Below are 18151 nucleotides of genomic sequence, written 5' to 3' on the forward strand. Positions count from 1 at the left end.
GGAGAAAGAGAAAGGGGCCAGCGCTGCGGTCATCTGTGGATAACCGCAACGCCGGCCCCTCGAGATCAGGGCTTCAGCTGGTCAAAGCCTCAGTTCTTCAGGCCTTTAGCGCCTCGGCGGCAGAGGTCGAGGGCCGACCGATGAGGTCCTGCAGATCCGTGCTCTCGGAGTACAGCGCCCCCTGCTCGATGATCGGGTCCATGCTCGCAAACATGGCAGCGACCTCGGACGGCAGGCCGAAGCCTTCCAGGGTGGCCTGGTACTCGGCGACGGTCTGGTTTTCGTAGGTCACTTCCTTGCCCAGAACGTCGCCCACAGCAGCGGCGATTTCCGGGTAGGTGAGCGCGGGCGCACCGGCCAGCTCGTAGACCTTGCCGGCGTGATTTTCACCGGTGACGACGACGGCAGCCGCCTCGGCATAGTCGCGGCGCGCGGCCCCGGACACCTTCGCCGAGCCGGCGGCGCCGAAGAACTTACCGGTAGCCTCGCCCGAAGCCAGAGCGGAGGCGTAGTTCTCCCAGTACCAGCCGTTGCGCAGCCGCGTGTGGTCGATGCCGCTGTCGGCCAGCAGCTGTTCGGTGGCGGCGTGCTCCGGCGCCAGGCCGAGCTCCGAGGTGTCCAGGTTGAGCAGGCTCGTGTAGGCAATGAAGGAAACGTGAGCAGCCTTCGCAGCGTTGATGATGTTGGTGTGCTGAGCTACGCGCTGACCCACCTCGCTGCCTGACACCAAGACGAGGCGATCCACGCCGGACAGGGCGGCGGTGAGGGCTGCTTCGTCTTCGTAGGAAGCTACGCCAAGAGCAATCCCCTGATCAGAGAGGGGCTGCGCTTTCTCAGCAGAGCGGACGACGGCGACCAGGTCGCTCGCGGCCACACCGCGCTGCAGCAGTGATTCGATGATGAGACCACCCAGGTGGCCGGTGGCTCCGGTGACGGCAATGCGCATGATGTTCCTTCTTTCGGTCGGTGCCTGTTGGCGGCGATGGAATCACTGTAGCGCTTACCTAAAGTAAGTGCAACTGAAAAGTCAGCACTAACCATAAGCGTATACTGGAAGGCATGACGTTCGATCCAGATGCCGAAGCAGAAGCGGAAGACTTCGCGCCCGATGTCTTCTCGAGTGCCTGCACTTCCCGCACCGCCTTGCAGCACCTCACCGGTCGCTGGGGATCGCTGATCATGGTGGCGCTGAAGCTCAGCGGCGAACCCATGCGGTTCGGGGAGATTCGGCGCCGGATCGATGGTGTCAGCGAACGAATGCTCTCTCAGACCCTCGGTCAGTTGGAACGCGACGGGATGGTGGTCCGCACCGTGCACAGCACCATTCCCCCGAACGTGGACTACGGTCTGACGCCGCTGGGCGTGAAAGTTGCGGTGCCGCTGGCGGAGCTCACCGCCGTCGTCGAGGCCGAATTGCCCCAGGTGATCGCCGCGCAGCAGGAGTATGACGCTACTGCCCCGCAGAGGTGACGCGGCGGCGGAGCTGACGTAAAGTCGTCAACACCTATACAACGTGACACGGGGTGCCCCTGGTTCGTAACGAATCGGCGGCTGAGAACAGACCCGTTGAACCTGATCCAGATCATGCTGGCGAAGGGATTGTCGATTAATGACGCATGTCCACACCCGTTCCGAGATCCACCTCAACCTGTTTGCTACCGCATGCGGGCATCATGCGGCGGCCTGGCGTGCTCCCGATTCTGCTGTCGAGCGGATCGGGGCCATCGAGTATTGGGAGCAACTGGCCCAGCTGGCCGAGCGCGGCTGCCTCGACGCGTTCTTTCTGGCCGACGGGCAGGCGCTGGGGCCGGGCAGTGCGCCGGTGCGGTACTTCGATCCGCTGACCACGCTGGCGGCGGTGGCCCGGGCGACGGAGCGGATCGGGCTGGTGGCAACGATCTCCTCCACCTTCTGGACGCCGTTCCCGGCAGCGCGGATGCTCGCTAGCCTCGACCACCTCTCGGGTGGGCGCGCGGGGGTGAATGTGGTGACGTCGATGACGGACGCCGAAGCCCGGAATCACGGGATGGACCGCCTGCCGGGGCGCGAACAGCGGTACGCCCGGGCCGAGGAGTTTATCGTGGCCATGCAGGGATTGTGGGACTCCTGGGAGGACGGCGCGGTGCGGGCGGACCGGGACGGAGCCTACCTGGATGCCGCGCGAATTCACCCGGTGGACCACCGGGGACGCTACTTCGAGGTGGCCGGGCCGCTGACGGTGCCGCGTTCACCGCAGGGGCGGCCGGTGGTGCTGCAGGCCGGGGCCTCGGAGCCGGGGCGCGCGCTGGCGGCACGCTACTCGGAGGGGATCTACGCGGTGGCGTGGGATGCGCAGGCGGGCCGACGGTATCGGGCGGATCTGCGACGTCGTGTGGCCGCGGCAGGCCGGAACCCGGACGACGTCGTCGTGATGCCGGGCCTGGTGACCGAGGTAGCCTCCACCGAACGGGAGGCCAGGGCGCGGCGGGCCGAACTGGATGCGCTGCTGCCGGTGGCGGAATCGTTGCGTCAGCTGTCGTTCTTTGTGGGTCAGGATGCCTCCGACTGGGAGCTGGATGCGCCCGTGCCGGAGCTGCCGCCCGTGGAGGAATTCACGGGGCCGGTGGGCCGCTATGCCACGGTGCTGCGGATGATCGAGACCCGGCAGCCCACGGTGCGCGAGTTGTTGGGGTTGCTGGCGGCCGGGGGTGGGCACGCCACGCTGATAGGCACCCCGGAACAGGTGGCTGAGACGATGCTGAACTGGGTGGATTCCGGGGCGGCGGATGGGTTCAACCTGATGCCGCCCACCCTGCCGGGGTCGCTGGAGGACGTGGTGGAGCAGCTGGTGCCGGAACTGCAGCGCCGGGGTCGGTTCCGGCGCGAATACCGGGAGACCACGTTGCGTGAGCGGTGGAGTCGGGAGTGAGGCGGGCCGAGTGAGGGCAGGCTCGGCTCATTTCGGCACATAGGCCTGTCGCCGGATACCCTGGAGAGGTGAACCCCTTGAATTGGAACATGCCGCTGGTCTGGGTATGGCTGGCGCTGTTCTGCATTGTTTTCGCCCGGGCCGGGGCGACCTACGTGGTGGGCCGGCTGGTGCGCCGCGGTGCCGCGCGGTTTGAGCGCGCCGAGAAGTTGCTCGCTTCGCCGTCGTACCTCACGGCCGAAGCCCGGATTAATCGCTGGGGCGCCCCGGTGGTGGCGGTGAGTTTCCTGACGATCGGGTTCCAGACCCTGGCAAACCTCAGCGCGGGCGCCACTCGGATGTCGGCCTGGCGATACCTACCCGCACTGGTGGTCGGCGGCGCGGCGTGGGCGACCATCTACTCCACCATCGGATTCGTGGGGTTCGAGGCGGTCTCCCGGGCCTATGCGCGCTGGCCGGTGGGCACCGTGGTGTTCGGGGTGGCGGTGCTGGTGGCCCTGGTGCTGCTGGTGACCGTGCGCCGGTTGCGCCGTCCGGTGGGGTCGCTGGAACGTGCCGGTGCGGAGGTGTCCGACGCCGTCGAGTCACCCACGTGAGATCGGACACATCCGCAGGTGCCTGACCGTTAGACTGGCGTCATGAGTGACGCAGAGATGGCGGCATCCGTGACCCTGCGATCCATGGCGGAGATCGCCGAGCGGGCGGGAATTCCGCAGGACGCCCTGATCCCCTATGGTCGGCATGCCGCGAAGATCGACGTCGCGCGCCTGGGGGAGCTGGATGCGGCGGATAAGCCGGAGGCCTCCGTGGTGCTGTTGACCGCTATCAGTCCCACCCCGGCGGGCGAGGGCAAGACCACCGTGACGATCGGCCTGGCTGACGGGCTGCGCCGCACCGGCAGCAACGCCATGGTGGCGCTGCGCGAACCCTCGATGGGCCCGGTGTTCGGGATGAAGGGCGGGGCCACCGGTGGCGGGCGCGCGCAGGTGGCCCCGATGGACGCGATCAACCTGCACTTCACCGGGGACTTTCACGCCATCACCTCCGCCCACAACCTGCTGTGCGCGCTGATCGACAATCACCTCCACCACGGCAACGAGCTCGACCTGGATCCGCGCACCATCACCCTGCGCCGCGCCCTGGACGTGAACGACCGCTCCCTGCGCCAGGTGGTGAACGGGCTGGGCGGTCGGGCCTCGGGAGTGCCGCGCGAGACCGGTTTCGAAATCACGGTAGCCACCGAAACGATGGCGGCGTTTTGCCTCGCCGCCGACCTGGAGGACCTCACGGAGCGACTGGGTCGGATCATCATCGGGCGGACCCACGACGGCGAGGAGCGCACCGTGGCCGACCTGGGAGAGCAGGGCGCCCAGGGGGCTATGGCGGTGGTGCTGAAAGACGCGGTGCTGCCGAACCTGGTGCAGACCCTGGAGGCCACCCCGGCGGTGGTGCACGGCGGACCGTTTGCCAATATTGCGCATGGAGCGAATAGCATCATCGCGCTGAACACCGCCCGCCGGCTCGCCGACGTCGTCGTCACCGAAGCGGGGTTCGGGGCGGATCTGGGCGCGGAGAAGTTTATGCAGATCACCGGGCCGACCGCGGGCGCAATGCCCAACGCCGTCGTGGTGGTGGCCACCGTGCGCGCGCTGAAATTCAACGGGGGCATGGGATTGGCCACGCTGAACGATCCGGGCACGGCCGGCCTTGAGGAACACCTGGCCGCACTGGAGGCCGGAGTCGTCAATCTCGGCCGCCACGTGGAAAACATGCAACGCTTCGGGGCGCCGGTGGTGGTGGCCATCAACCGCTTCACCCAGGACGACGACGCCGAACTGGCTTGGCTGCAGGACTGGTGTCGGGACCAGGGGGTGGCCTGTGCGGTAACCGAGGTGTGGGCACACGGCGGGGCGGGGGCCGAGGAGCTCGCCGGGCACGTGCGCGCCGCCCTGGAGCAGGGGCGCACCGCCGAGGGGCTGTTCACGCCCGAGACCGGGGCGCGGGAGAGGATCGAGCGGATCGTCACCGAGATCTACGGTGGGGCCGGCGTGGAATACTCTGCGCTCGCGGCGCGGCAGCTGGCTGACCTGGAAGCTGCGGGTGAGGACCGGGTGCCGGTGTGCATGGCGAAAACCCCTTACTCGTTCTCCGATGACCCTGCACGGATGGGGGCGCCCGAGGGCTTCACCGTGAGCATCCGGGAACTGCGACGGCGACCGGGTGCGGGATTCCTGGTGGCGCTGACCGGGCAGATCCTTACCATGCCCGGGCTGCCGCGCCGTCCCGCCGCCGACGGGATGAGCGTCGTCGACGGTCAGATCTCGGGGCTGAGCTGACCCGCAGCTGCGGCTCGGTGTTTGCGCCGCAGCAGTAACCTGGCCGGCGCCCTTCCGCGCACTGGGCCTGGTGGCCTACAGTGGTGGGAAGTGACGCGGGGTGCCGCCGATCCTTGTGGGATCCGGGCGGCTGAGATAACACCCGTTGAACCTGATCCAGTTCGTACTGGCGAAGGGACGTCCACAGCGAGGTGTCGGTTTGCGCATCCCGGTGGTCTCTCTTGGCCACCGTCAGAAAGGCCCACCGTGACCTCAGCTACCGTCGCCTCTCCTCCCACCACCCCGGGCACTGCGTCCCGACCGGTTTCTGCCGCCCCTGACCTGAGTGACCGCATCGTCGTCGTCACCGGAGGCGCTCGCGGCCTGGGCCGCCACCTCACTGAGGCGTTTCTCGAAGCCGGAGCGCGGGTGGTGATCGGGTACCTTTCCAGCCGAGACGCCGCCGAGGAACTAGTGGCGCGGCACCCGGATCGAACCGTGGCCGTCCGGGCTGATGTGCGCCACCGTGACGAGGTGCAGGCCCTGGTGAGTGCCGGGCGTGAGCGGTTCGGGGTGCCGGTGAACGTCGTCGTCAACAATGCCCTGGTGAACTTCTCCTTCAACGGGGACGCGCGGCCCAGCGTCGAGCAGATCACCGGCGCGGATTTTGCCCGCCAGTACGAGGGCGCGGTGGAGGGTGCACTGCACCTGATCCAAGCGGCGCTGCCGGACTTTGAGGAGGCCGGGGAGGCGCGGGTGATCAATGTGGGTACGAATCTGGTGCAGAATCCGGTGGTGCCATACCACGACTACACTGCGGCGAAGGCGGGATTGTTGGCGCTGACCAGGACGTTTGCCGCCGAGTTGGGTCCGCGCGGGGTGCGGGTGAACATGGTTTCCGGCGGACTGCTGCGCAGCACGGATGCGTCGTCGGCCACTCCGGACGAGGTGTTCGACGCGATTGCCGCCGCCACGCCGCTGCGCGAGGTCACCACCCCCGCCCAGTTCGCCGACGCGGTGCTGTTCTTCGCCAGTGAGGGATCCCGGGCGGTCACCGGGCAGAACCTGGTGGTTGACGGCGGGCTGGTGATGAACTGATGACGACGTTTCCCGAACTGGATCTGCTCCGCGAACGGGCGCCGTTGGTCCAGTGCCTGACCAATACGGTGGTCCAACAGATCACCGCCAACGTGTTGCTGGCCGTGGGTGCGGCCCCGGCGATGGTGGCGCACCCGGTAGAGGCCCCCGAATTCGCGCGGGTGGCCGACGGGGTGCTGGTCAACCTCGGCACCATCTCCGATGCGACAGCCGACGCGATGCGTGCCGCGGTGGCTGCCGCCGGCGAGACCGAGACTCCCTGGGTGTTGGACCCGGTGGCGGTGGGTGGACTCAGCGTGCGCACCCGGCTGGCTCACGAGCTGGTGGAGGGGCGGCCGAGCGCGATCCGCGGCAACGCCTCGGAGATCCTGGCGCTGGCCGGGGCCGGTTCCGGGGGCCGCGGGGTGGATGCCACCGACGCCGTCGATACCGTGCTGGACTCCGCCCGGGCCCTGGCCGAGCGCACCGGGGCCGTGGTAGCGGTGTCCGGACCGAGTGACGCCATCGTCTCGCCGGGGCGGGTGAGCCAGGTGACCGGCGGGCACCCGGTGATGCAGCAGGTGATCGGCACCGGATGTTCCTTGGGCGCGGTGACGGCGGCGGCCCTGGGGGCCGTGCGTTTCGGAGTGGAGGTTCACTCCGATCACGACGCCGTGCTCGCCGCCCACGCCCTGCTCTCCGCGGCGGGCACCCTGGCGGCCGAGACCACTGTGCGCCCCGGTAGCTTCAGCGTGGCCTGGATGGATGCCCTCCACGAGCTCACTCCGGAACGGGTCGGCGAGCTGGTCACGGTGGAGGAGCGCGCATGAGCCCCCGCGAGCGGGCCGAGCGCGCCGCCGCCATCGACTGGTCGCTCTACCACGTCACCGACACCGGGTACTCCGGCGGCCCGGCCCGAGTGCCCGAGGTGGCGGCCGCGGCGGTGGCTGGGGGTGCGACCGTCATCCAGGTACGCGACAAAACCCTCGACGACGACGCCCTGATCCAGCTGGTGCGCGCCTGCCGGGTCCGCATCGTGGAGGAGGTGGGGGTGGCCCGTTTCGAACAGGTCCCCCTCTTCGTCAACGACCGGCTGGAGGTGGCCCGCGTCACCGGCTGCCACCTGCACGTGGGCCAGTCCGACGATTCCGTCGCCCGAGCCCGTGGCGTCCTCGGCGAGAAAGTGCTGATTGGGCTGTCCACTTCTTCGGCAGCTGAGGTGGACTCTGCTGCCCGGGCCGAGGGCGATGCCCGCCCGGATGTGATTGGCATTGGCCCCGTCTGGGTCACCGCCACTAAGCCCGACGCCGCCGAGCCTTTAGGGATCGATGGCCTGCGAGATCGGCTCCGGGTTCGCGACGCAGCCTGTTCCCAGCACCCCGAGGCGCCCGCACTGCCCGCGGTCGCCATTGGCGGCATTGACCGAGAGCGCGCCCGCTCGGTCGCGGCCACCGGAGTCGACGGGATCTGCGTGGTGTCCGCGATTGCTTCCGCGCCGAGCCCGCGTGTTGCCGCTGCTCGACTGCGCGAGGAGGTGGCATGCGCCCGCCCACAGCCTTGACCATTGCCGGCTCGGATTCCTCCGGGGGTGCGGGCATTCAAGCCGATCTGAAAACCTTCACGGCCCTGCGCGTGTACGGTGCCTCGGTGCTCACCGCGCTCACCGCGCAGAACACCCAGGGCGTGCAGCAGGTCATCCCGGTGGCCCCGGCCGACGTCGTCGCTCAACTCACCTCGGTGGTGGATGATGTGCCGATCGATGCCACGAAGATCGGCATGCTGGGCAGCCCGGAGGTGGTTGCCGCGTTGGCCGAACTGATAGCCCGTCGGCGTCAGGATCTGGGCACCCTGGTGGTTGACCCGGTGCTGGTGGCGACGTCTGGTGATGCGCTGACGTCGGACGATGCCGCCCATACCCTGCGCGAATTACTGCTGCCGCTGGCGGATGTGCTGACGCCGAATCTACCCGAAGCCGCCCGGTTGCTGGGCACCGAGCCCGCCGTGAACCGGGCACAGATGGTGGAACAGGGTCGGGCGCTGCACGAGCTGGGTGTGCCGGTGGTGGTGATGAAGGGCGGGCACCTTGCCGCGGCTCTTCACGACGACGCCGGCTCATCGGAGGTCACCGACGTGGTGGTGCACCGCGACGGCGTCACCGAACTGAGTAGCCCGCGAGTTACCACCCGCAACACGCACGGCACCGGCTGCACCCTGTCGTCAGCGATCGCCGCCCACGCCGGGCGCGCCTGCCATACCGGGGGCCGACTCGAGGTGCCGGAATGGGTGGACGCGGTGCGCGCCGGACGCGACTACCTGCACGAGGCGCTGGTGGCCGCCGCGGACTGGCAACTGCCGGTGGCTCCGGAGACCGGTCACGGCCCGGTGAACCACCTGCACGCGATCAGCGCTCGATCTCCCCGCGAATGAAGGCTTCCACCAGCTCGTGCGCTTCCTGGTCGTGGTGCTGCACGGGCGGGGACTTCATGAAGTAGGACGACGCCGAGAGGATCGGACCGCCGACGCCACGGTCGGCGGCGATCTTCGCGGCGCGCACGGCGTCGATAATCACGCCGGCCGAATTCGGGGAGTCCCACACCTCGAGCTTGTATTCCAGCGAGACGGGGGCGTCGCCGAAGTTCCGGCCCTCCAGGCGCACGAACGCCCACTTGCGGTCGTCCAGCCAGGCCACGTAGTCGGACGGGCCGATGTGGACGTCGTCGTCGGCCAGTTCGGCGCGCACATTCGAGGTGACAGCCTGGGTCTTGGAGATCTTCTTGGACTCCAGGCGCTCGCGCTCGAGCATGTTCTTGAAGTCCATGTTGCCGCCTACGTTGAGCTGGTAGGTGCGGTCCACGGTCACGCCGCGGGACTCGAACAGCGCAGCCATGGTGCGGTGGGTAATGGTGGCGCCGATCTGGGACTTGATGTCGTCGCCTACGATCGGCACGCCAGCGTCGGTGAACTTCTGCGCCCACTCCGGGGTGCCGGCAATGAACACGGGCAGAGCGTTGACGAAGGCGACCTTCGCATCAATAGCAGCCTGTGCGTAGTGCTTAGCGGCCTGCTCTGAACCCACGGGCAGGTAGCAGACCAACACGTCCACCTGGCGCTCACGCAGCACCTCGGCGACGTCGACGGGCTCGGCGTCGGACTCCTCGATGGTCTCGCGGTAGTACTTGCCCAGGCCGTCCAGGGTCGGGCCGCGCTGCACACTCACGCCGGTCGCAGGCACGTCAGCGATCTTGATGGTGTTGTTCTCGGAGGCGCCCAGCGCGTCCGCGATGTCGAGTCCGACCTTCTTCGCGTCGACGTCGAACGCAGCCACGAACTCGAGATCCGAGACGTGGTAGTCGCCGAACTGTACGTGCATCAGGCCGGGAACGCTCTCCTCGCTAGAGGTCTCGCGGTAGTACTCCACACCCTGGATGAGGGACGTGGCGCAGTTGCCCAGGCCTGCGATCGCAACGCGAATGGGGTTCTTCGACACCGGTACTCCTTTGGCGACGGCGACGTTGCCGTTGATTGATGTAGACGAAACGTGGAAACAAACCTTTCTTACTGTACGCCTTCTGGTGTAGTTAAGCGCGCGCCGCGTGAGTGATGACACGTTCAGGATGAGATCGACCGCCGGTGTCTAGACTGGCGGCATGCCCGAGTCACCTCCCCGGCGCCTGCCCGCGGTGTCACCCACCCAGGACGACAGTCTGCTTGCCGCGCTGCGCCGTGGCATCGGCGGACCCGTGGGTGCGCACACGGTTCCGGGCCGGAGCGCGGCCCGCTTTTTCACGCCTTTTCGGGTGCTGATTCTGCTGACCACCCTGGCCGCCGTCGTCGCCGTGTTGCAGAAATCGTTCTGCCGGATCAACGGCTGGGGCCAGCCCGATGTGTACTTCGCCGGCTGTTATTCCGACTGGACTGCCCTCTACGCCGGGCGCGGCCTGGCGGAGAATGCTTTGGCCCCTTTCGCTGACGGCTCCACCTTCGAATACCCCGTGCTGGCCGCGCTCGTGGCCTCCATGACGGCAATGATCGCCCAGACGCTGCCCAGTTTCGGGGCGTCCGCCTCGCTGATCTACTTCGATGTGAATTTCTTGTTCGTGTTCGCCTTGTGGGTGGTCACGGTGATAGTCACGGCCCGGTCCGCCGGGCGCCGGTATTGGGACGCGGCCATGGTAGCGGTGGCGCCCGGAATCATCCTGGCCGGCAGTATCAACTGGGACATGTGGGCGGTGGCCCTGATGATGCTCGGGATGTGGTTGTTTGGCGGAGGCAAACCCGGCTGGGCCGGTGTGATGCTGGGTCTGGGTGCGGCGATGAAAGTTTTCCCGATGTTGCTGTTGGGGGCGCTGCTGATCTTGGCCGTGCGGAGTCTACGCTTCGCCCCGCTGGCCTGGACGGTGCTGGGCGCCGTCGTCGCGTGGCTGGTGGTGAATCTGCCGCTGATGATCGCCAACCCCGAGGCCTGGTCGCTGTTCTACACCTTCTCCTCCGAGCGCCCGCCGGGGTGGTCCTCTATCTGGCAGATCTACAACGAGGTGCTTCCCGATGGTAGCGCGCTGGCGGTGACGGGAGCGAGTCTGGGCACGTTGTCGGTGGTGTCTTTCGTGCTGTGCTGTGGCGGAATTTTCCTGCTCGGCGTGTTGGCTCCCCACCGGCCTCGTTTCGCTCAGTTGGCACTGCTGATCGTGGCCGCGTTCATCCTGTGCAACAAGGTCTATTCGCCTCAGTTCGTGTTGTGGCTGGTGCCGCTCGTGGCGTTGGCTCTGCCGAATTGGCGGGATTTCCTGATCTGGCAGTTGGCCGAAGTTCTGCATTTTTTTGCCATCTGGGCGCATCTGTCTTCGCAGGTCTCGGGACATGAGAACGTGCATCAGTTGGACTCGTCGATCTACGTGATGGCTGTGCTGGCTCATGTGGCTGCCACCGTTTATCTGATGGTGCGTGTGGTGCAGCAGATCCTGCGCCCAGAAGACGACCCGGTGCGCCGGAGTCTCCCTGCCCAGTCCGAGCGTCCCACGACGGTGCCGGTGGGGACCCGGAAGCTCAACGCGACGCATTGGGACCCGGGCGATCTGGCGGCTCAGTCCATTGATGATCCTCAGGGCGGCCCCTATGATGGGGCAGCCGATCGGGCGCCCTGGCTGATTCGGTCGACGACGGCCGACGTTGACACCCGAATTTAGCGGGCGATCTCGATCCGACGTGGCGGTCCCTCGAGGCGGGCGACGGCGATTTTCACTTCGGTGAGCTCACCCTGGAGTCCGTCGAGACGCTGATCCAGCTTGTCGAACCGACTGTCCATTTTCGACTCGAGCGAGGCAACGCGTTGCGCGAACTTGGAGTCGAGCGCGTCGTCGCGGTGTGTGAACTTCGCGTCCATCTGGTCGAATCGGGCGTCCATTCTCGACTCGAGGGAGTCGATGCGTTGCGTGAACTTTGCGTCCATCTGATCGAAACGGGCGTCCACCTGCTTAAATCTGGAGTCCGCTTGCTCGAACTTTTGGTCCATGCGCTTGATGAACCACGCGAAACCAGAGAAGGTCGAGGCAACAATGGTCACCACCACGGCGACCGCGGAGATCACCACCGTCAACACTTCCACCGACAGGTACATACCTCCATTCTGCCCAGTCTCTGGGTCGGAGACCAGTGGGTTCTCGGAATGGTCCAGGAATCTACCGACGCGACAATGGGCGGGAAGGTCGCCACCGCTGTTGGTGTGGACGACCCGCGCCCGGTATCTACGTGTGGAGGAGTCCACCGGCTACGGTAGAACCATGAGCGTGACGAGCCCCACTGAGCACTCCACCGATTCCTATCTCGACGATCTCTCAGACTTCATCACCGCCAGCCCCTCCAGCTATCACGCAGCGGAAGAAACAGCCCGCCGTCTCGAAGCGGCCGGCTACCGCCGGCTCAACGAATCCGAGCCCTTCCCCTCCGAAGCCGGAGGCTACGTGGTGGTCCGCGACGGCGCGGTCGTCGCCTGGTCTCTGCCCGGCGGTGAGCTCGGCACCCAACAGCTGCCGGCCTTCCGCATTCTCGGCGCCCACACCGATTCGCCCACCTTCAAACTCAAGCCCAACCCCTCCACTTCCACGGACGGCTGGAATCAGGCCGGAGTCGAGGTCTATGGAGGCCCGCTGGCCAATTCCTGGCTGGACCGCGACCTCTGCTTCGCCGGGCGTCTGATCAGCGACGATGGCGAAACGCACCTGGTGCATACCGACCCCATGGCCCGGATCCCGCAGCTGGCGATCCACCTGGACCGCGAGGTCAACAATGGCCTGATCCTGGACCGTCAGCGTCATCTGCACCCCATCTTCTCGGCCGGTGAACAGGCATCCGATGTGATGACCGTGCTGGCCCGCCACGTGGGCCTCACCGCCGAGGAGGTCACCGGGGCCGACATCGTGCTGATCGACAGCCAGCGGCCGGCACGCTTCGGTGCCCGCGACGAGTTCTTCGCCTCCGGCCGGCTCGACAATCTAGCCTCCGTCCACGCCGGAGTCACCGCCCTGAGCGGCTTCAACGCCCAACTGCCGGACTACGGCGACGATGCCCCGGTCATCCCGATGCTCGCCGCGTTCGACCACGAAGAGGTCGGATCCGCCAGCCGCACCGGCGCAGGCGGGCCCCTGCTGGAAGAAATTCTGGGCCGCATCCTGGAAGCGCTGGGCATCACCACGGTCTCCGAACGCTCTCGGGTACTCGGAGACTCCTGGTTGCTCTCCGCCGACTGCGGGCACCTGGTGCACCCCAACTATTCGGAGCGCCACGACCTGGCCAATCACCCGCGTGCCAACGCCGGAGTCCTGTTGAAGATCAACGCCAACCAGCGCTATGCCACCGACGGCGTCGGCGCCGCTGCTTTTAGTCGGTGGTGTGCCGCCGCGAAGGTGCCGTTCCAGGAGTTCGTCTCCAACAACACGGTGCCTTGCGGCTCCACCATCGGCCCCATCTCCGCCACCCGGCTGGGAATCCGTACCGTCGACGTCGGCATCGGGCTGCTCTCCATGCACTCCGCCCGTGAAATGTGCGGGGCCGAGGATCCGCGTAGCCTCGGTGTGGTCACCACGGCGTTCTTCTCCGGGGCCTGATCCTTAACTGAATTCTCGGTTTCCTGCCGGGTGTGATCTCGGGTAAGATGATCAAGGTTTTCTGCGCTCTGAAACCGGCTGATGCCGGGGACTGCGCAGACCACTGCACTAACTAGAACCTCCTGTTACGGAAAGACCGTGACCGCAAAGCCCGAAGGAGGTGGGTTCGCATGCGTGCATATGAACTGATGGTGCTGATCGACCCTGAGGTCGACGAGCGCACCGTTGAACCGACCATTCGCAAGTACCTCGACGTCGTCACCAAAGATGGCGGATCCGTGGAGAACGTGGACGTTTGGGGCCGTCGTCGCCTGGCCTACGAGATCCAGAAGAAGGAAGAGGCCATCTACGTGGTCGTCAACTTCTCCTCCACTCCGGAGACCTCGAAGGAACTGGATCGTCAGCTCGGCCTGAACGAAACCATCCTGCGCACGAAGATCATCCGCCCGGAAGAGCAGAAGATCTCCGCCAAGTGACTCGACGCTGTGACTGCGTCAAGACACTGAGCTGATACACGCCAGAGACACGGAAGCACCAAAGGAGCGGACATTATGGCCGGAGAACCAGTGATCACCCTCGTGGGTAACCTGACTGCCGATCCCGAATTGCGGTTCACCGCATCGGGGCAGGCTGTCGCGAACTTCACGGTGGCCTCAACTCCCCGGACGTTCGACCGTCAATCCAACGAATGGAAGGACGGCGAGACGCTTTTCGTGCGTGCCTCCGTCTGGCGTGAAGCCGCTGAGAACGTCGCGGAATCGCTGACCAAGGGTATGCGCGTGGTGGTCCAGGGCCGCCTGCGCGCCCGTAGTTTCGAAACCCGCGACGGCGAACAGCGCACCAACTGGGAACTCGACGTCGACGAGGTCGGACCGTCCCTGCGCTACGCCACCGCCAAAGTGACCCGCACTCCCCGCTCCGGCGGCGGAGGCTTCGGAGGCAACTCGGGCGGCAACGCCGGAGGCGGCTTCGGTGGGAATGACGGCGGCGGCTGGGGTGGCGGCAACCAGTCTTCCGGCGGCAACGGCGGCTGGGGCGGTGGCAACCAGGGAGGCAACTCCGGTGGTGGCCAGGCCGACCCATGGGGTGGCGCCCCCTCGGCTGGTTCGTGGGATACCCCGCGCAACGACGAGCCCCCGTTCTAATCCGAACAGCTCATTCCCCTTAGTTACACCCAATATTCACCCATCCCGCAGACTGATCTGCGGGCTCCCCAACTCAAAGGAGCACCACGATGGCAAAGGCTGAAATTCGTAAGCCCAAACCAAAGTCCAACCCGCTGAAGGCGGCCGACATCGAGGTCATTGACTACAAAGATGTCGCCCTGCTGCGCAAGTTCATTTCCGACCGCGGCAAGATCCGCGCACGTCGCGTCACTGGCGTGTCCGTGCAGGAGCAGCGCAAGATCGCCCAGGCCATCAAGAACGCCCGTGAGGTTGCCCTGCTTCCTTACTCCGGCGCAGGCCGCGGCTGATCGAGACGTCGAGGAAGGAAATAGATACAGATGGCTAAGCTCATTCTGACTCAGGAAGTATCCGGTCTCGGCTCTGCCGGTGACGTCGTAGAGGTCAAGAACGGCTACGCTCGCAACTACCTGGTGCCCCGCGGTTTCGCTACCGCGTGGACCAAGGGTGGGGAGAAGCAGGTCGAGGCGATCCGCGAGGCTCGCAAGACCCGTGCGATCGCGAACCTCGAAGATGCTCAGGCTCTGGCCGAGAAGCTGCAGTCCACTGCAGTGCGTCTCGACGTGACCGCTGGTGAATCCGGCCGCCTCTTCGGCGCCGTGAAGCCCGCTGACATCGCCGCCGCTGTCGAGAACGCTGGTCTCGGCCAGATCGACAAGCGCAAGGTGACCATCCCCAAGCCCATCAAGGCCACCGGGAACTACCAGGCACAGGTGCGTCTGCACGACGACGTTCTCGCCGTGATCAGCCTGCAGGTTGTCGCGATCAAGAAGAAAAAGTGAACTGACGTAGCTCAGACCACTTGCTGAGGCGCCGCGGCGTTTCACGCTAAGCACCAGGGCAGGAACCCGATTCGGGTTCCTGCCCTGGTTCTGTTTCTGGTGTGTTAAGGTCATGGCCATGTCGACCTCTGCCACTCCAGCTCCACACCCCACTCCGGAATCAGTTGCCGAATTTCGGGAGAACCTCGATGCGGTGCGTGCACGCATCGACGCTGCTGCACAGCGGGCTGGCCGGGATGCCTCGGAAATCCGGCTGCTGCCCGTTTCGAAAACTGTGCCATCGGAACGGCTACGTCTCGCTATCGAAGCGGGCATGACCGAACTTGGAGAGAACAATGTCCAAGAAGTCTCCCGCAAGGCTCAAGAGCTCTCCGATCTGGACCTCCACTGGGCCGTCATCGGACCTCTGCAGACCAACAAGGCTCGCGACGTGGCGCGCTACGCGCACGAGTTCCAGGCCTTGGACAGGATCAAGGTCGCTGAAGCCTTAGAACGCCGCCTGGAGGCCGAGGACCGCACCCTGGACGTCTACGTCCAGGTCAACACCTCGGCCGAAGAAGCAAAGTCGGGGCTGAACCCGGATGAGCTGCCAGAATTTTTGGCAACCTTGCCGCAGTTCTCTCGTTTGCGGGTGCGCGGTCTGATGACGCTTGCAGTGCACTCCGAAGACGTCGAGCAGGTGCGTGGTTGTTTCCAGTTACTGCGTCAGCTGCGCGACAACGCGAGGGAAGCCACACCGGAGCTGATCGGTCCCGGTGATCTCTCGATGGGGATGTCCGGCGACTTCGAATTGGCCATTGCTGAAGGGGCCAATGTGGTGCGTGTGGGCCAATCGATTTTCGGCGCACGTCCCGCTCCGGCTATGCAAGAGTAAGTTCCATTCGGGCCCAACTGGAGTCATCTGTTTCCATCAGGTGTTCGAAGTTCAGACACCTTGTGTTCAGCATTGGCTTTATTCCGGGATTAACAGGTGTGGATAGGCTGTGGATAAACGTACTACGTTGTGGAGTTCGCCCTGGTTCCACTCCCACTGCCACACAAAATCCCCTAGTGCAAGGCGGAAAAACTGGGGCAAAAATTCTCTGAGTCCACACACCAGGTTCTGCAAAATCCCAAGTCAGAGGGATGTTGTGCACGGAGTGACACGGGTTCTCCACGAGTTATCCCCAAACACTTCACACATGTGGGTACTTAATTCACAAGTTATCCACAGTCTGGGGTCGACACGCGGTTGAGTGATATGTCTAAGCCGAGTAGTGTCACGTGGTATTCCCCCTGAGCGAGTGGATATTGGCCGGCCTGCTGGCACCAGTATTCCGGCGTGCATCCTCCTGCTCTTGGGGTCCAAGCGTGAGGGTGCCGGAGCGAGGGTTTCGGGGAAGGGAATCAAGCAACAGTGACGTCTACGCGGTTTGATTCCGCCCAAAGCTCCGGCGCCCCACGCGATGACCGCACCCCTCCGCAGGACCTCGATGCTGAACGCTCGGTACTGGGTGGGATGATGCTCTCCAAGGATGCGATTGCCGACGTCGTGGAAATCATCCGCGGACGCGACTTCTACTCTCCTGGTCATGAGCTAGTCTACGAAGCCATCATCGACTTGTATGGCCGCGGGGAGCCCGCCGACGCCATCACCGTGACCGCATTGCTGAACCGGCGCCAGGAGCTCCAGCGCGTCGGTGGCGCGGCAACGCTGCACGAACTGGTGCAGTCGGTGCCCACCGCGGCCAACGCCGGTTTCTATGCTGAAATCGTGCGTGAGAAGGCGGTGCTGCGACGCCTGGTGGGCGCGGGTACCAAGATCGCGCAGATGGGCTACGTCCAGGACGGCGAAGTCGAGGAAATCGTCAACGAGGCCCAGGCCGAGGTCTACAAGGTGGCCGAGGGGCGTCAGTCTGAGGACTACGTCGCCCTGGCGGACATTCTCGAGCACACCGTGGATGAGATCGAAGCGGCCGGATCCCACGGGGACGGCATGTCTGGTGTGCCCACCGGCTTCTATGAATTCGACGAGCTGACCCAGGGCCTACATGGCGGTCAGATGATCGTGATCGCTGCCCGCCCCGCAGTGGGTAAATCCACTCTGGCCCTGGACTTCGCCCGCTCAGCGGCCATCAAGAACAACATGGCCACCGTGTTCTTCTCCCTCGAAATGGGCAAGAACGAGATCGCCATGCGTCTGTTGTCGGCCGAGGCCACGATCGCGTTGCAGGATTTGCGCAAGGGCACCATCCGCAATGAGCAGTGGACCCAGATCGCCGCGACTGTCGGTCGGCTCAACGAGTCCCCGTTCTTCGTCGATGACTCCCCAAACATGTCCATGATGGAGATCCGCGCCAAATGCCGTCGACTCAAGCAGAAGCACGACCTGAAGCTGGTGATTCTCGACTACCTGCAGCTGATGAGCTCGGGCAAGCGCGTGGAATCCCGTCAGCAGGAAGTTGCCGAATTTTCGCGTGCACTGAAGCTGCTGGCCAAAGAGCTCGAGGTGCCGGTGATCGCGCTGTCCCAGCTGAACCGTGGTTCTGAGCAGCGCACCGACAAGAAGCCTCAGGTCTCTGATCTGCGTGAATCCGGCTCGATTGAGCAGGACGCCGACATGGTCATCCTGCTCCACCGTGAAGACATCTATGACAAGGAATCACCGCGTGCCGGTGAAGCGGACCTGATCGTGGCCAAGCACCGTAACGGCCCCACCAAGACCATTGTGGTCGGATTCCAGGGCCACTACTCGCGCTTCTCCAACATGGCCACCGACTCCGGCGGTTTCTAAGCCGAGCACGCC

The 18151-nt window shown here is 65.5% G+C and carries 19 protein-coding genes and 2 riboswitches; of the genes, 16 read left to right on the forward strand and 3 right to left on the reverse strand.

The annotated features are described in order from the left end of the window. Window positions 1-97 precede the first annotated feature (97 nt). A complete protein-coding gene (locus tag O1A05_RS04290; RefSeq protein WP_270106828.1) occupies window positions 98-946 on the reverse strand; it encodes an SDR family oxidoreductase in 849 nt (282 codons plus the stop codon). Window positions 947-1059: 113 nt separating this feature from the next. On the opposite strand from O1A05_RS04290, the gene O1A05_RS04295 reads away from it, so the two are divergent. The 8 genes from O1A05_RS04295 to thiD all read left to right on the forward strand — a co-directional run bounded on the left by O1A05_RS04295 (window position 1060) and on the right by thiD (window position 8727). Continuing rightward, entirely contained in the window at window positions 1060-1470 is a 411-nt protein-coding gene (locus tag O1A05_RS04295; protein WP_270106829.1) for a winged helix-turn-helix transcriptional regulator, read from the forward strand. A gap of 39 nt (window positions 1471-1509) precedes the next feature. Beyond that, window positions 1510-1617, forward strand: a riboswitch (TPP riboswitch). Next, on the forward strand, window positions 1610-2908 hold the full coding sequence (locus O1A05_RS04300; protein ID WP_270106830.1) for an NtaA/DmoA family FMN-dependent monooxygenase: 1299 nt from the start codon (window positions 1610-1612) through the stop codon (window positions 2906-2908). Its footprint overlaps the riboswitch before it by 8 nt. Before the next feature lie 68 nt (window positions 2909-2976). Then, window positions 2977-3504 carry a DedA family protein gene (locus tag O1A05_RS04305; protein ID WP_270106831.1) on the forward strand — a complete coding sequence of 176 codons (528 nt, stop codon included), beginning with the start codon at window positions 2977-2979 and terminating at the stop codon, window positions 3502-3504. 42 nt (window positions 3505-3546) lie between these two features. Beyond that, window positions 3547-5244, forward strand: a complete 1698-nt coding sequence (locus tag O1A05_RS04310) for a formate--tetrahydrofolate ligase (protein WP_270106832.1) — start codon at window positions 3547-3549, stop codon at window positions 5242-5244. Between the two features lie 86 nt (window positions 5245-5330). Next, window positions 5331-5439: riboswitch (TPP riboswitch) on the forward strand. Between the two features lie 51 nt (window positions 5440-5490). After that, the gene (locus O1A05_RS04315) at window positions 5491-6321 is read left to right on the forward strand and encodes a 3-oxoacyl-ACP reductase (RefSeq protein WP_442867663.1); all 831 of its coding nucleotides are present in this window, start codon (window positions 5491-5493) and stop codon (window positions 6319-6321) included. Beyond that, window positions 6321-7130 (forward strand): hydroxyethylthiazole kinase, encoded by an 810-nt coding sequence (gene thiM, locus O1A05_RS04320; protein WP_270106833.1) that lies wholly within the window; start codon window positions 6321-6323, stop codon window positions 7128-7130. The genes O1A05_RS04315 and thiM overlap by 1 nt, the downstream gene beginning before the upstream one ends. Continuing rightward, window positions 7127-7861: a thiamine phosphate synthase gene (gene thiE / locus O1A05_RS04325; RefSeq protein WP_270106834.1), complete on the forward strand. Its 735-nt coding sequence runs from the start codon at window positions 7127-7129 to the stop codon at window positions 7859-7861. The genes thiM and thiE overlap by 4 nt, the downstream gene beginning before the upstream one ends. Continuing rightward, entirely contained in the window at window positions 7840-8727 is an 888-nt protein-coding gene (gene thiD, locus O1A05_RS04330) for a bifunctional hydroxymethylpyrimidine kinase/phosphomethylpyrimidine kinase (RefSeq protein WP_270106835.1), read from the forward strand. Before thiE ends, thiD begins: the two co-directional genes overlap by 22 nt. Here the strand turns inward: thiD and O1A05_RS04335 are convergent. Further along, entirely contained in the window at window positions 8702-9787 is a 1086-nt protein-coding gene (locus tag O1A05_RS04335) for an inositol-3-phosphate synthase (protein WP_270106836.1), read from the reverse strand. The genes thiD and O1A05_RS04335 overlap by 26 nt on opposite strands. Window positions 9788-9947: 160 nt before the next feature. On the opposite strand from O1A05_RS04335, the gene O1A05_RS04340 reads away from it, so the two are divergent. Beyond that, window positions 9948-11483, forward strand: a complete 1536-nt coding sequence (locus O1A05_RS04340; protein WP_270106837.1) for a glycosyltransferase family 87 protein — start codon at window positions 9948-9950, stop codon at window positions 11481-11483. Here the strand turns inward: O1A05_RS04340 and O1A05_RS04345 are convergent. Next, window positions 11480-11914, reverse strand: coding sequence for a response regulator (locus tag O1A05_RS04345; RefSeq protein ID WP_270106838.1), 435 nt, complete (start codon window positions 11912-11914; stop codon window positions 11480-11482). The two genes, O1A05_RS04340 and O1A05_RS04345, sit on opposite strands and share 4 nt — an antisense overlap. A gap of 163 nt (window positions 11915-12077) precedes the next feature. Here O1A05_RS04345 and O1A05_RS04350 point away from each other — a divergent pair, with 163 nt between their 5' ends. The 7 genes from O1A05_RS04350 (at window position 12078) to dnaB (ending at window position 18139) form a co-directional block, all read left to right on the forward strand. Next, a complete protein-coding gene (locus O1A05_RS04350) occupies window positions 12078-13400 on the forward strand; it encodes a M18 family aminopeptidase (RefSeq protein ID WP_270106839.1) in 1323 nt (440 codons plus the stop codon). Window positions 13401-13570: 170 nt separating this feature from the next. After that, complete coding sequence (gene rpsF, locus O1A05_RS04355) at window positions 13571-13876, forward strand: 30S ribosomal protein S6 (protein WP_270106840.1); 306 nt, start codon at window positions 13571-13573, stop codon at window positions 13874-13876. A gap of 75 nt (window positions 13877-13951) precedes the next feature. Beyond that, complete coding sequence (locus tag O1A05_RS04360) at window positions 13952-14545, forward strand: single-stranded DNA-binding protein (RefSeq protein WP_270106841.1); 594 nt, start codon at window positions 13952-13954, stop codon at window positions 14543-14545. Window positions 14546-14634: 89 nt separating this feature from the next. Beyond that, window positions 14635-14874: a 30S ribosomal protein S18 gene (gene rpsR / locus O1A05_RS04365; RefSeq protein WP_270106842.1), complete on the forward strand. Its 240-nt coding sequence runs from the start codon at window positions 14635-14637 to the stop codon at window positions 14872-14874. A gap of 30 nt (window positions 14875-14904) precedes the next feature. Next, the gene (gene rplI / locus O1A05_RS04370) at window positions 14905-15366 is read left to right on the forward strand and encodes a 50S ribosomal protein L9 (RefSeq protein ID WP_270106843.1); all 462 of its coding nucleotides are present in this window, start codon (window positions 14905-14907) and stop codon (window positions 15364-15366) included. Between the two features lie 118 nt (window positions 15367-15484). Then, window positions 15485-16240 carry a YggS family pyridoxal phosphate-dependent enzyme gene (locus tag O1A05_RS04375; RefSeq protein ID WP_270106844.1) on the forward strand — a complete coding sequence of 252 codons (756 nt, stop codon included), beginning with the start codon at window positions 15485-15487 and terminating at the stop codon, window positions 16238-16240. A 522-nt stretch (window positions 16241-16762) separates the two neighbouring features. Further along, window positions 16763-18139, forward strand: a complete 1377-nt coding sequence (gene dnaB, locus O1A05_RS04380; RefSeq protein ID WP_270106845.1) for a replicative DNA helicase — start codon at window positions 16763-16765, stop codon at window positions 18137-18139. Window positions 18140-18151 lie beyond the last annotated feature (12 nt).

This window comes from Citricoccus sp. NR2 (assembly GCF_027594385.1).
Classification (GTDB): Bacteria; Actinomycetota; Actinomycetes; order Actinomycetales; family Micrococcaceae; genus CmP2.